General features: G+C 69.2%; 11 protein-coding genes. 7 read left to right on the top strand and 4 right to left on the bottom strand.

Annotated features, from left to right (window positions below; translation table 11 throughout):
- The first annotated feature begins 49 nt into the window (after positions 1-49).
- Both AAHF99_RS12935 and AAHF99_RS12930 read left to right on the top strand, forming a co-directional pair.
- Positions 50-322 carry a hypothetical protein gene (locus AAHF99_RS12935; protein ID WP_243953934.1) on the top strand — a complete coding sequence of 91 codons (273 nt, stop codon included), beginning with the start codon at positions 50-52 and terminating at the stop codon, positions 320-322.
- Between the two features lie 40 nt (positions 323-362).
- Positions 363-1,652 carry a flavin monoamine oxidase family protein gene (locus AAHF99_RS12930; RefSeq protein WP_342164764.1) on the top strand — a complete coding sequence of 430 codons (1,290 nt, stop codon included), beginning with the start codon at positions 363-365 and terminating at the stop codon, positions 1,650-1,652.
- Positions 1,653-1,655: 3 nt separating this feature from the next.
- Here AAHF99_RS12930 and egtD read toward each other — a convergent pair whose 3' ends face one another.
- The gene (gene egtD / locus AAHF99_RS12925; protein ID WP_342164763.1) at positions 1,656-2,615 is read right to left on the bottom strand and encodes an L-histidine N(alpha)-methyltransferase; all 960 of its coding nucleotides are present in this window, start codon (positions 2,613-2,615) and stop codon (positions 1,656-1,658) included.
- 59 nt (positions 2,616-2,674) lie between these two features.
- Positions 2,675-3,946, bottom strand: coding sequence for an ergothioneine biosynthesis protein EgtB (gene egtB / locus AAHF99_RS12920; protein ID WP_342164762.1), 1,272 nt, complete (start codon positions 3,944-3,946; stop codon positions 2,675-2,677).
- A gap of 236 nt (positions 3,947-4,182) precedes the next feature.
- Here egtB and murI point away from each other — a divergent pair, with 236 nt between their 5' ends.
- The 5 genes from murI to AAHF99_RS12895 all read left to right on the top strand — a co-directional run bounded on the left by murI (position 4,183) and on the right by AAHF99_RS12895 (position 9,787).
- Entirely contained in the window at positions 4,183-5,052 is an 870-nt protein-coding gene (gene murI / locus AAHF99_RS12915; RefSeq protein WP_342164761.1) for a glutamate racemase, read from the top strand.
- A 78-nt stretch (positions 5,053-5,130) separates the two neighbouring features.
- Complete coding sequence (locus AAHF99_RS12910; RefSeq protein ID WP_342164760.1) at positions 5,131-7,281, top strand: O-linked N-acetylglucosamine transferase, SPINDLY family protein; 2,151 nt, start codon at positions 5,131-5,133, stop codon at positions 7,279-7,281.
- Positions 7,266-8,546, top strand: a complete 1,281-nt coding sequence (locus AAHF99_RS12905) for a DegT/DnrJ/EryC1/StrS family aminotransferase (protein ID WP_342164759.1) — start codon at positions 7,266-7,268, stop codon at positions 8,544-8,546. The genes AAHF99_RS12910 and AAHF99_RS12905 overlap by 16 nt, the downstream gene beginning before the upstream one ends.
- A 6-nt stretch (positions 8,547-8,552) precedes the next feature.
- Positions 8,553-9,290 carry a WbqC family protein gene (locus AAHF99_RS12900; protein ID WP_342164758.1) on the top strand — a complete coding sequence of 246 codons (738 nt, stop codon included), beginning with the start codon at positions 8,553-8,555 and terminating at the stop codon, positions 9,288-9,290.
- Complete coding sequence (locus AAHF99_RS12895) at positions 9,287-9,787, top strand: GNAT family N-acetyltransferase (RefSeq protein WP_342164757.1); 501 nt, start codon at positions 9,287-9,289, stop codon at positions 9,785-9,787. Before AAHF99_RS12900 ends, AAHF99_RS12895 begins: the two co-directional genes overlap by 4 nt.
- On the opposite strand, the gene AAHF99_RS12890 is transcribed toward AAHF99_RS12895, so the two are convergent.
- Positions 9,747-10,925: an alpha-hydroxy acid oxidase gene (locus AAHF99_RS12890; RefSeq protein WP_342164756.1), complete on the bottom strand. Its 1,179-nt coding sequence runs from the start codon at positions 10,923-10,925 to the stop codon at positions 9,747-9,749. The two genes, AAHF99_RS12895 and AAHF99_RS12890, sit on opposite strands and share 41 nt — an antisense overlap.
- Before the next feature lie 76 nt (positions 10,926-11,001).
- On the bottom strand, positions 11,002-12,690 hold the full coding sequence (locus tag AAHF99_RS12885) for an L-lactate permease (protein WP_342164754.1): 1,689 nt from the start codon (positions 12,688-12,690) through the stop codon (positions 11,002-11,004).
- Positions 12,691-12,888: the final 198 nt, after the last annotated feature.

Here is a 12,888-nt window from a genome sequence, read left to right as displayed (position 1 = left end):
CGGTCTATGACCCCCGCGACGCGCATGCGCCGCGGGGAGGAGGCGCCCGATGACTGATGACCTGCGGGAAGGCCCCCTCTCGACGGTGCCGCATACTGCTCCTGCCCAGAAGCAAAAGCCTTCCGGCCGGGAATTACGCCGCCAGCGCCGCCGTCGTCGGCGCCGGGGCGAAGAGATGCTGGCCTGGGTGCTGGTGCCGCTGATCTGCTTCGGTCTCTACTGGAGCGTCACGGCCGGGTTCGAGTTCATGGGAACCTCGCCGGGCCAGGTTTGGGACCAGCTGATGCAGGTCAAGGCGATGATGGAGAAGCGGCGTACCTGACGCGGTTCGGCCAGCGCCGCCCGAGGCCGGAGCCGACACCATGATCACGCGACGCGCCACCCTCGGATTGCTCGCCGCCCTGCCCGCGACCGTGCGGGCGGCTTCCGGCCCTGTCGCCATCGTCGGCGCGGGCGCAGCGGGCCTCGCGGCCGCCGAGGCGCTGTGGCGGGCGGGACGCGCCTTCATCCTCCTCGAAGCCCGCGACCGGATCGGGGGGCGCGCCCATACCGACCGTTCGCTGGGCGCGGAGGCCCGGTTCGACGCGGGCGCGCAATACATCCACTGGGCCGAACGGAACCCCTGGGCGGCCATCGCCCGGCAGGAAGGCGCACGGTTCAACGATCAGGACGGCTGGGCGCGCACCCTCTTCATCGACGGACGACCGGCGACCGAGGCCGAGCGCGCCCGCCGCCGCGCCGGCTTCGCGGGGCTCGATGCCATCCTCGTCCCCAAGGGCGCGGACATGTCCCTCGCCGACGAAGCGAAGCTCGCCGGCCCCGACGCCGAGGCGGCGACCTCCGGTTTGAGCCGCCTGTCCCTCGGGGAGGATCCCGGGCGCGTTTCGGCTGCCGATTACGACCGTTTGTGGTCGGGGACCGATCTGTGGGTCGATGGCTACGGCGATCTCGTCGCGATGCATTTCGCCCATCTGCCGGTGCGGCTGAACTGCCCGGTTCTCGGCATCGATTGGTCGGGGGCGGGCGTGCGGCTGCGGACGGCATCGGGCACCCTCGACGCGTCGGCTGCCATCATTACGGTTCCTGTCGGCGTCCTAAAGGACGGCGGGATTACCTTCACCCCCACCCTGCCCCCGCCGACGCAAGCAGCGCTAAATGGGCTCTCGATGGGCGCTTACTCAAAGGTCGCCCTGCGCCTCGATCCCAAGCGGATCGATCCGAAGGCCGTCGGCGATGCGGTGAGCGTCGCCCGCGACGGACCGACGATCTACTTCGAGATGGGGCCGTTCGGGCGGCCCGTGGCCGTGGCCAATCTCGGGGGCGACCTGTCGCGCGACCTCTGCCGCGCGGGCGAGACGGTTGCCGTGGCGCTGGCCACTGAACGGCTCGCGGCGATCCTCGGGAGCAATGCATCGGGCGCGGTGACGGGCGGCCGGCTCGCGGGGTGGTGGACCGACCCCTACGCGCGCGGCTCCTACTCCATCGCGGCGCCCGACCATGCCGGCGCCCGCGATGCCTTGCGGGCGCCCGTTGCCGAGCGCGTCTACTTCGCGGGCGAAGCCTTGGCGGGCGGAGGCGCCATGACGGTCGGCGGCGCGACCCTCGATGGCGAGCGCGCCGCCCGCGACATCCTCAAGCGGCTTCCGGCCTGAGCCTCAGTCCCGCCGCAGGACGTGGACGCTGAATAAAGCCTCGGGATCGGTCCAGACCGTCACCGATTGCCAGCCGGCCCGGGCGGCCAGATCCTTGAAGCTGTCGAGCGTGTACTTATAGCTGTTCTCGGTGTGGATCGTCTCGCCCGCGCGGAAGGCGAAGGTCTCGCCGCCGATCCGCACGTTCTGGTCCTTGCAGGATTCGAGATGCATCTCGATCCGCGAGGCGTTCGGGTTGAACACGGCCTTGTGGCGGAAGGCGTCGAGGTCGAAATCGCCGCCGAGTTCGTGGTTGATCCGCTTCAACAGGTTCATGTTGAACGCGGCGGTCACGCCGGCGGCGTCGTCATAGGCGGCTTCCAGGCGGGCCGTGTCCTTCACGAGGTCGACGCCGAGGATCAAGAGCGCGTCGGGCCCCAGGATCGCGCCGAAGCTGTCGAGCAGGGCGCGGGCCTCCTCCGGCTCGAAATTGCCGACCGTCGAGCCGGGGAAGAAGCCGGCGCGGGGCGCCATGCCGGTCGTCTCCGGCAGGGCGAACGGCTTGGTGAAGTCGGCCACGACGGGTTCGACCGTCAGATCGGGAAAATCCTTTTGCAGCGTCGTCGCCTGCTCCGCCAGGAACTCGCCGGAAACGTCCACCGGCACGTAGGCCGCGAGGTCGGGCAGGTGGTTCAAGAGTCGCCGGAGCTTCGCGGTCGAGCCGCTGCCGAACTCGACGAGCGCGGCCTGCTTCGGCAGGTAGGCGGCGATCTCGTCGCCGCGGGCGTCGAGGATGCCGACCTCGGTGCGGGTCGGGTAATATTCCGGCAGGGCGGTGATTTGTTCGAACAGCTCCGAGCCGGCGGCGTCGTAGAAGTACTTGGGCGAGAGCGTCTTCTGCGGCGTCGACAGGCCGGCGCGGACATCGGCCAGGAAGACGGAGTCGGCCGCGACGGACTCGGGGAAGGTCGGATGGACGGTCACGGCGAACTCCGGGGCACGAACGGGAGGGCGGGGCGCCGCCGCGAGGGGCGGCGCGCCGTTCAGGACAGCGGTTCGGCCAGACGCAGGCCGGTGAACTGCCAACGCTGGTGGGGGTAGAAGAAGTTGCGATAGGTGGGCCGCGCGTGCCCCTCCGGCGTCGCCACCGACGAGCCGCGCAGCACGAACTGGTTCGACATGAATTTGCCGTTGTACTCGCCGAGCGCACCCGGCAGCGGCCGGTAGCCGGGATAGGCAAGATAGGCGCTGCGGGTCCATTGCCAGAGGAGACCGTAGGCGTCCGGCAGATCGCCGTTGCGGGCGGCCACTTCCCATTCGAACTCGGTCGGCAGGACCTTGCCCGCCCAGCGGGCATAGGCGTCCGCTTCGTAATAGCTCACATGGGCGACGGGGGCGTCGGGATCGACGGCCTTCGGTCCGGCGAGGCTCGCTTGGACCCAGCCCCCCTCGTGCCGCCGCCAGTAGCCGGGGGCCTCCCAGCCTTGGGCTTGGCCGGCGTACCACCCGTCCGACAGCCAGAGGTCCTGGCGGGCATAGCCGCCGTCTTCCATGAAGGCGAGCCAGTCGCGGTTGTTCACCAAGGCCCTGTCGATCCGCACGGGGAGGATCAGGCTCTCGTGCCGGGGCGATTCGTTGTCGTAGGAGAAGCCTTCGCCCTCGTGGCCGATGGCGGTGATGCCGTGCTCCAGCGTCACGGCGCCGGCCTCCGACGCAGCGTCGGGGAAGCGCCAGGACGGATCGTAGACCGGATCGAGGGGGTTCTGCGCGAAGGCGTGGAGGATGTCGGTCCAGAGCAGTTCCTGATGCTGCTGCTCGTGGAACAGGCCGATCTCTAGGATCGGCAGGATGTCGGCGAGGGCCTTCTCCGACGCTTGGCCGAGCAGGGCCTCGACGGCGCGGTCCACATGCGCCCGATAGCCCGCCACCTCGTCACAGGTCGGCCGGGTGATGAGCCCGCGCTGGGTGCGCGGCTGGCGCGGGCCGGCGGCCACGTAATACGAATTGAAGAGGTAATGCAGGCGCGGATCGTGGATCGCGTAGCCCGGCAGGTGCTCGGCGAGCAGGAACTGCTCGAAGAACCACGTCACATGCGCCCGATGCCACTTGGTCGGGCTGGCATCTTCCATGGACTGGATCTGCTGGTCTTCCGGAGAGAGCGGTGCGGCCCGCCGCTCCGTCTCCGCGCGCACCGCCCGGTAGGCGTCGATCCAGGCTTGCCGGTCGATGGGCCGGGCGCCGACAGTCGGCGGCGGGAAGGCCGGGCGGGGGGCGCCTTGCCTGTCGTCCCTGGGCAGTGCGGCGGTGGCAGCCATGCAGATCCTTCCCTCTCGGCGTCGTTCCGAAGGAGAGTTTTCCCGCCCGGAGGCGTGCCGGGGCACATAGTCCCGCAATCTGACGGTGCAACCGTAGCGCGGCGATTGTGTTCAGCGTGACGATGGCGACCGGTGGATTGACGGGATGGCGGGCCTTTCTCTCGCCGTTTTGAGACGGCCTTAACCACCGAACCGGATGGTCGGTATTCGTTCAGAGGGGAGCAGTGAGCCTTGCGATGCGGATCGACCTGATGGCCGGTGCCGGATTGTCCCTCGCCCCGGTCGGCGTGGCGCCGGAGCCGACGATCCTCGCGTTCGATTCCGGGCTCGGCGGGCTCACGGTGCTCGAGGCCGTGCGGCGGGCACGCCCCGATGCGCGCTACGTCTACGCCGCCGACGACGCGGCCTTCCCCTACGGACGCCTGTCGGAAGCCGATCTCGTCGCGCGAGTCCTCGACGTGATGGGCCAGCTCATCGCGGCGCATCGGCCGGACCTCGTGGTCATCGCGTGCAACACCGCCTCGACGCTGGTCCTGCCGGCCCTGCGGCAGCGCTTCACGACGCCCTTCGTCGGCGTGGTGCCGCCGATCAAGCCGGCGGCGGCGACGACCCGCAGCGGCCTCATCACCCTGCTGGCGACGCCCGGCACGGTGGCGCGCTCCTACACCCGCGATCTCATCGCGACCTACGCGTCCGCCTGCGCCGTGACTCTCGTGGGCTCGCGCAACCTCGCGACCTTTGCCGAGGCCGAGATGGCGGGCACGCCCGTCGATGACGCGACGCTGCTCGCCGAAATCGCCGCCTGCTTCGTGAGCGCCGAGGACGGGCGGCGGACGGATGTCGTCTGCCTCTCCTGCACCCATTATCCGCTGCTGCTGCCGCGCCTGCGCGCCCTCGCCCCCTGGCCGGTGACGTGGATCGACCCCGCCCCGGCCATCGCGCGGCGGGTGGTGCAACTGCTCGGGCAGGGCTCCCGCGCCGAGACGCACGGCGTGCTCGCGGCCTTCACCGCCGGCACCAGCCTGACCGCACCGCTGCGTGACAGCCTCACGCTCCGGGGCGTGAATGAAGTCACGGTGGAATCGATCCCGCTGCGTATGCAGTAGGGCCTCGAAGCCTATTAAATCTTAACGGTGTTTTAGGAAGGCCACGGTCACGCTCCCATCGGTGGGGAGGGGCGTGGCATGCTCGAACATCGCGGCGGATTGGCCGGTCAGGACCGGGCGCCGGGAGCCGCCGAGCGCTTCCTGTCCAAGGCCGTGGCGCATCGCGAGGCCGGCCGTCTCGACAAGGCGCGGCGTAACATCGGCCGTGTCCTCGACATGGCCCCCGACCATGCGAATGCCCGCTACGAACTGGGCCTGCTCGTCAGCCGCACCGAGGGTGCCGCCGCCGCGATCCCGCATTTCGCCGCCGCCCTGAAGGGCGCGCAGACCAACACCGCCTGCTGGCTCGCCCTGATCGGCGCCCTTCTCGAAACACAGCGGCTGCCGGAGGCCAGGGCCATCGCCGAGCGGTTCCGCGCGGCGGGCCTCGCCTCCGTGTCGCCGAAGGCCGTGGCCGTACTGGTCGACCGGGCCGTCGCCCTCGGCCGGGGCTGCTACGATCAGCAGGACTTCGAGCGGGCCGAAGCCTATCTCGACCTCGCCATCGCCCTCGACGACACGCACCCGGACGCGACCTTCCTGGCCGGCGCCGTCGCCGCCCGGACGAACCGGTTGCAGATGGCGTACGATCTCATCAGCATCGCCATCTACCGCACGCCCGACCGCGCCCTGTACTTCGCCGGCCTCGGTTCCCTGATGATGCTGATGGAGGACGAGGGCGGCACCCGCTCCGCCCTAGAGAAGGCCCTCGAACTCGATCCGAACCTCGCCATCGCGCATTCGAACCTCGCGGGGTTCCTGCACAAGCGCTCCTGCTACGCGGAGGCGATGCACCACGCCGACCGCGCCGTGGCGATCGACGCCACCTGTTCCGGGGCGCATGTGAACCGCGGGCTCATCCTGAAGAGCCTCGGGCGGCTGCACGATTCCATCGCGGCCATGGACATGGCCATCGCCCTCGCCCCGCGCGACATCGATGCCCATTCGAACCGGCTCTTCACCAAGCTCTACGCAGGCGACATCCCGGCCACGGAATACGCCGCCGACGCGCGGGCCTTCGGCAAGCTCTTCGCGGACCCGTTGCTGCGCAAGCGCCCCTTCACCCATGACCGCGACCCGAACCGGCGTCTGAAGGTCGGCTTCGTCTCGGGCGATCTCTGCGCTCACGCGGTGGCCCGCTTCCTCGAACCCTTCCTCGAATGCTTCGACCGCGAGGCGTTCGAGACGTACGCCTACATGACCCGCGCGGCCGAGGACGGGCTGTCGCTGCGGATGAAGCCGCTGTTCGACCAGTGGCTCAACATCTCCAGCATTTCCGACGACGCGGCCGCCGACCGGATCGAGGCCGACCGCATCGATATCCTCGTGGACCTCTCCGGTCACAGCGCCGGACACCGCCTGCAGGTCTTCGCCCGCAAGCCCGCCCCGGTTCAGGTGACGTGGATGGGCCATCCGGCCACGACCGGCCTCTCCGCCATCGATTACCGCCTCACCGACGATGTGCAGGACGGCGAGGGCTGCGATGCCCTCCACACCGAGGCCCTGTGGCGCCTGCCCCGCGTGTCGGCCACCTACCGCCTCGCCGACGACACGCCGCCCGTGCGCGAGCGGCCCCCTTGCGCGGAGAACGGCTTCGTCACGTTCGGCGTGATGAACCGCTTCGAGAAGGTGAGCGATGCCGCGCTCCAGACCTGGGGACGCATCCTCGCCGCGATCCCCGATGCGCGGCTGTTCATGGTGGTGGGCGACGTCAACACGCCGGAAGTCCGCCAGCAGGTGGACGAGCGGCTGGGCCGCGCCGGGATCGACCTCGACCGGGTGATCCTGCAACCGCGCGTGACGAGCGGTTATTTCGAACTCTACCACCAGATCGACATCGCCCTCGATCCGTTTCCCTATAACGGCGGCACGACGAGCTGCGACACGCTCAGCATGGGCGTGCCCTTCGTGACCCTGTGCGGCGCCACCGCCCCCGAACGGGCCGGCGCCGTGGTGCTCGGCTCGGTGGACCTCAATGAACTCGTGGCGACCTCGCAGGACGCGTATGTCGCGACGGCCGTCGCCCTCGCCACCGACCGGGAGCGCCTGACCCGCACCCGCGAGGGCCTGCGCGAGCGCTTCTTCGCCGGCCCCATGACAGACCACGCCCGCCTCGCCGGCGAGGTCGGGAAGGCGTTCCGGGCCATGTGGACCCGCTGGGCGACAGGTGAGCCATGCGCGCGCGGCTGAAGGCTCCGACCGAGGGCGGCGTCCGCCGCAAGCGCAAGGCGGAGGGGGCCGGCGTCCCCTCCCCGCTCCTCGACGACGCCCTGGCGGAACGCCTCGCCGCCGCCGCCCGCGACCCCGCGCTGCTGCGCGAGCCGCCCACGCCGCAGGCAGACGGGCCGATCTACGTCACGAAGCCTTTTCTCCCGCCCTACGCCGAATTCGAGCCGATGCTGCGGGAGATCTGGGACCGCAAGGTCCTGACCAACGGCGGCCCGTACCACCACGAGTTCGAGGCGCGGCTGGCCGAACATCTCGGCGTGGCGCATGTCGCGCTGTTCAACAACGCGACCACGGCCCTCATCATGGCGCTTCGGGCGCTGGGCCTGTCCTCGGGCGAGGTCATCACCACCCCCTACTCGTTCGTCGCGACCTCCCACGCGCTCATGTGGACCGGGCTCACGCCCGTCTTCGCCGACATCGACCCCGTGACCCTGAACCTCGACCCGAAGGCGGTCGAGGCGGCGGTGACGCCCCGGACCCGCGCGATCCTGCCGGTCCATTGCTATGGCCACCCTTGCGACGTCGACGGTCTCGCGGCGGTCGCCGAGCGGCATGGGCTGAAGATCGTCTACGACGCCGCCCATGCCTTCGGGGTGCGCGATGCCGGCGGCTCGGTGCTGCGGCACGGCGACCTCTCCGTGCTGAGCTTCCACGCCACCAAGGTCTTCAACACCTTCGAGGGCGGCGCCATCGTCTGCCCCGACGCGGCGCGCAAGGAGCAAATCGACAAGCTCAAGAACTTCGGCCACGACGGCGAGACCAGCGTCATCGAAGTCGGCCTCAACGGCAAGATGAGCGAGTTCAACGCCGCCCTCGGCCTGCTGCAATTGCGCTACATCGATTCCGTCATCGACCGGCGCGGAGCCATCGATGCGGCCTACCGGGCCGGGCTCACCGGCATTCCCGGAATCGCCTGCCTCGACGGCGTTGGCGAGGTGCGGGCCAACTACTCGTATTTCCCGGTCCTCGTCGGACCGGATTACCCTATCGCCCGCGATGCCCTGTGGGAGATCCTGAAGCGGGAGGGCATCCACACCCGCCGCTACTTCCACCCGCTGATCTCGGACCATCCGATGTATGCCGGCCTGCCGAGCGCCGGCCGCGCCGGGCTGCCCATTGCGGCGCAGGCTGCCGACCGCATCCTCTGCCTGCCGATCTACCCCGATCTCGAACCGGAGGTGGTCGCCAGGACCGTCGCCCGCATCGCCGACCCTTTGCGGACCTGAGCCGCCATGCGTGTCGCGATCATGCAGCCGTATCTTTTCCCGTATATCGGCTACTTCCAATTGATCGCGTCCGTGGATCGCTTCGTGATCTACGATGCGGTGAAATACACGAAGAAGGGCTGGATCAACCGAAATCGCTTCCTGCGGGACGGCGAGGCCGTCACCTTTACCCTGCCGCTCGCCAGGGGCGCGGACGAACTCGACATCGCCGAGCGGCAGGTCGCGGGCGATTTCGCCCCGGACAAGCTCTGCGCGCAGATCGCGGGTGCCTACCGCCGGGCTCCCTCCTTCGCCGAGACGATGCCCCTGGTGGAGGCGGTGCTGCGCCACCGCGCGGAGAACCTGTTCCTCCACCTGCGCGAGGGCCTGACGCGCACCTGCGCGCATCTCGGCATCGCCACGCCCATCCTCACCGCCTCGGAGATCGAGGGCCGCACCGACCTGCGCAAGCAGGATCGCGTCCTCGGCCTGTGCGAGCGCCTCGGGGCCACGACGTACGTGAACCCCATCGGCGGCACCGCGCTCTACGATCCGCAGGAATTCGAGGCGCGCGGCATGGAACTGCGCTTCCTGAAGGCGAGGCCCCTCGCCTACCCGCAATTCGGCGCGGAATTCGTACCGTGGCTGTCGATCATCGACGTGCTGATGTTCAACGGGCGCGAGGGCACGCGCGCGATGCTCGGCGAATGCGATCTCCTCGCCCACCACGAGGCCGCCCCCGCCGGCCTGCCCGAGGCCGCGTGAGCGGGGCCGCGCCGCGCATCACCCGCAACCGCTCGGACGCGGTAGCGATCGCCCGGCATCTCGCCGCCTGCTCCGGGAGCTTCGTCCCGCCGCTCGAAACCCGCGTCGGCATCGCGGACTATTCCGACAAGCTCGCCCGGCGCGCCGAGCGGTTCGAAGCCTGGGAGGCGGATCGCCTCGTCGGGCTGGTGGCGATCTATTGCCCGGAGGATGGCGGAGACGCCTTCGTGAGCAACGTCAGCACCCTGCCGGACCGTGCCCGCCGGGGGATCGCACAATCGCTCCTCGCCGAAGCCCTCGCCCATGCGCGGCAGCGCGCGCGGACGATGAGCCTTCAGGTGGATCGCCGCGCCCCCGCCCTCGCCCTCTATCGCCGCCTCGGCTTCGAGGCGGTGAGCGAGGACGGCGACACGCTCACCTTGCGGCTGCATTTCGCCTCGCGCAGCGAGGCGCCGCCTACGCCATCGGCCTTGTCTGAACGCCCCAATCCTTCGTGAAGCGCAGGTTGTCCCGCGACAGTTCCGCGATGGACGAGCAGCCCATCAGGCGCATGTCGCGCTCGATCTCTGCGTGCATCAGGCTGAGCGCCTTCTCGACACCAGGCCGTCCGGCGGCGGCCAGGGGGAACAGGTAGTAGCGCCCGAGGCCGACCGCCTTCGCCCCGAGGGAGAGGGCCTTCAGCACATGCGTCCCGCGCTGAACGCCGCCATCCATGATGACGTCGATCCGGTCGCCGACCGCGTCCACGATCTCGGCGAGCTGGTCGAAGCCCGTGGTGGAGCCGTCGAGCTGCCGGCCTCCATGGTTCGAGAGCACGATGCCGGTGCAACCGATGTCGACCGCGCGCTTGGCGTCCTCCACCGACATGATGCCCTTGAGGCAGAACTGGCCGCCCCATTCCCGCACCATGAGGGCAACGTCGTCCCAGGTCATGCTGGGGTCGAGCATTTCGGTGAAGTAGCGGCTAATCGAGAGCGAGCCGCCGCCCATGTCGACGTGGTTGTCGAGTTGCGGAAGCTTGAAGCTCTCGTGCGTGGCGTAGTTGATCGCCCAGGCGGGCCGGATCGCGAATTGCAGCATCCCGCCGAGCGTCAGGCGGAAGGGAATCGAGAAGCCGGTGCGCTTGTCGCGCTCGCGGTTGCCGCCGGTGATGCTGTCCACGGTGAGCATCATCACCTGGATGCCGGCCTGCTTGGCGCGGGCCATCATCTCGCGGTTCAGGCCGCGATCCTTGTGGAAGTAGAACTGGTAGACCTGCGGCCCGCCGCTGATCCGCCGCGCCTCCTCCAGGCTCACCGTGCCCAGCGACGAGACGCCGAACATCGTGCCGTACTTACCGGCCGCCGCCGCGACGGCGCGCTCGCCGTCGTGGTGGAACAGGCGCTGCAGCGCGGTCGGCGAGCAATAGACCGGCATGGCGAGCTTCTGGCCCATCACCGTCACCGACATGTCCACGTCGCCGACGCCGCGCAGGACGTTGGGCACAAGGCTGCAATTGTCGAAGGACGAGGTGTTGCGCCGGTACGTGACCTCGTCGTCGGCCGCGCCGTCGATGTAGTCGAAGATCGGCCTCGGCAGGCGGCTCTTCGCCATGCGGCGGAAGTCGTGGAACGAGTGGCACTGAGAAAGGCGCATCATCAAACTCCGCAGGCGCTCGCGATCCCCGCGACGGGGACAGGGGACGCCATGGGCGCCCCCTGTCCAATTCGGCTCAGTGGACCACCGCCGGGGTGACGACCGTGGGCGGGACCAGGGCGGTGAAGGGCGGCACGTAGGCCTGGAGCATCACCAATAGTCCGACGAGGCAGGCCAGCGCGATCGAATGGAAGAACACGTAGCGCAGGATCTTCGATTCGCCGCCGTACCATTGGGTCGCGGTGGAGGCCACGACGATGGACTGCGCGTCGATCATCTTGCCCATCACGCCGCCCGAGGAGTTCGAGGCGGCCATGAGGACCGGCGAGAGGCCAAGCTGTTCCGCCGTGATCTTCTGCAGGCCGCCGAACAGGACGTTCGAGGCCGTGTCCGATCCCGTCAGCGCCACGCCGAGCCAGCCGAGCATCGCCCCGAAGAACGGGTAGATCCAGCCCGTCTGGGCGAAGGCGAGGCCGAGGGTGGCGTCGGTGCCCGAGTAGCGGGTGACGTAGCCCAGCGCGAGCATCGCCGAGATGGTAATGAGCGAGTAGCGGACGATGTAGGCCGTCCGCCCGTATTCCTTCACGAGCTTGAACGGGTTGAAGCCCAGGATCAGCCCGCCGACGATGGACGAGAACAGGATGCCCGTGCCCGTCGCCGAGAGGATGTTGAAAGTATAGACCGCCGCCTCACTGTGCGCCTTGGCGACGACCGGCGGCACCTTGGAGACGAGGTTGTGCAGGTACGGCACCGGCAGCTTGTAGATGAAGAGCGAGTCGAGCCACGCACGGAACTGCGGCGTGCCCCAGGCGAAGACGAAGACCGAGAGGATCAGCCAGGGCAGCCACGCGCGGAACACGGCGCCCGCGCTGTGCGTCCGGGCTGGGGCGACGGGCGCGGTGGCCACGGTCGCGCCGGCGGGGGTCGCGGTGTCCGTCGAGGTCCAGATCCGGGCGGGCTTCCACACCCGCAGGAAGCTCGCCAGCGCCGCCATGGAGCAGATCGCGGCGATGACGTCCACGAGCCACGGGCCGTGGAAGTTCGACACGAGATATTGCGGGACGGCGAAGGAGACGCCCGCCACCAGCAGCGCCGGCCAGACTTCCCACATGCCCTTGCGGCCGGCGAAGGCCCAGATTAGCCAGAACGGCACGATCACCGAGAAGAACGGTAATTGCCGCCCGATCATGGCCGAGAGTTCGAGGAGATCGAGCCCGGTGACGGCCGAGAGGGCGATGACCGGTGCGCCCAGCGCGCCGTAGGCGACCGGCGCGGTGTTGGCGATGAGCGAGAGGCCGGCGGCGGCGAGCGGCGTGAAGCCCAGGCCCATCAGCATCGCGGCGGTGACGGCGACCGGCGTGCCGAAACCTGCCGCGCCCTCGAAGAAGGCGCCGAACGAGAAGGCGATGAAGAGGAGTTGCAGGCGCCGGTCCGGCGTGATGCCCGCGATGGAGTCGCGGAGGATGTCGAACTGCCCCGTCTGCTCGGTGAGCCGATAGAGGAAGATGACGTTGAGGATGATCCAGCCGATCGGCAGCAGGCCGAAGGCCGCGCCGTAGGCGGCGGTGGCGCCGGCCATCTGCGCCGGCATCCCGAAACCGATGATCGCCACGAGGAGGGCGGTGACGAGACCGAGCAGCGCCGCCGTATGCGCCTTCATGTGCAGGAGGCCGATGCCTCCGAGCAGGACGATGATCGGCAGGGCCGCGAGCGCCGTCGATCCGAACGTGTTCGCCAACGGATCGTAGACTTGGTTCCAGGTCACGCCTTGTCCTCCCCTTTTTGCATCGTGGCGATGCGGCCCCGGTCGTCATTCCCGCAGGTGGCGTGTATGCGGCTAACCTTAGCTGGACCGATGGCGGCGGCTTGGTAAAATGAATTGACCAAGCTCGTCAATTGGAAATAGCATTTGCCCAAAGCGATACATCCGGTGATGTCCGTGAGGTCCGAAGGCTGGGGCGGG

Source organism: Methylobacterium litchii, assembly GCF_038442315.1.
GTDB lineage: Bacteria > Pseudomonadota > Alphaproteobacteria > Rhizobiales > Beijerinckiaceae > Methylobacterium > Methylobacterium litchii.
The sequence above is the reverse complement of the archived record's forward strand: the minus strand, read 5'-3'. Positions and strand labels throughout refer to the sequence as shown.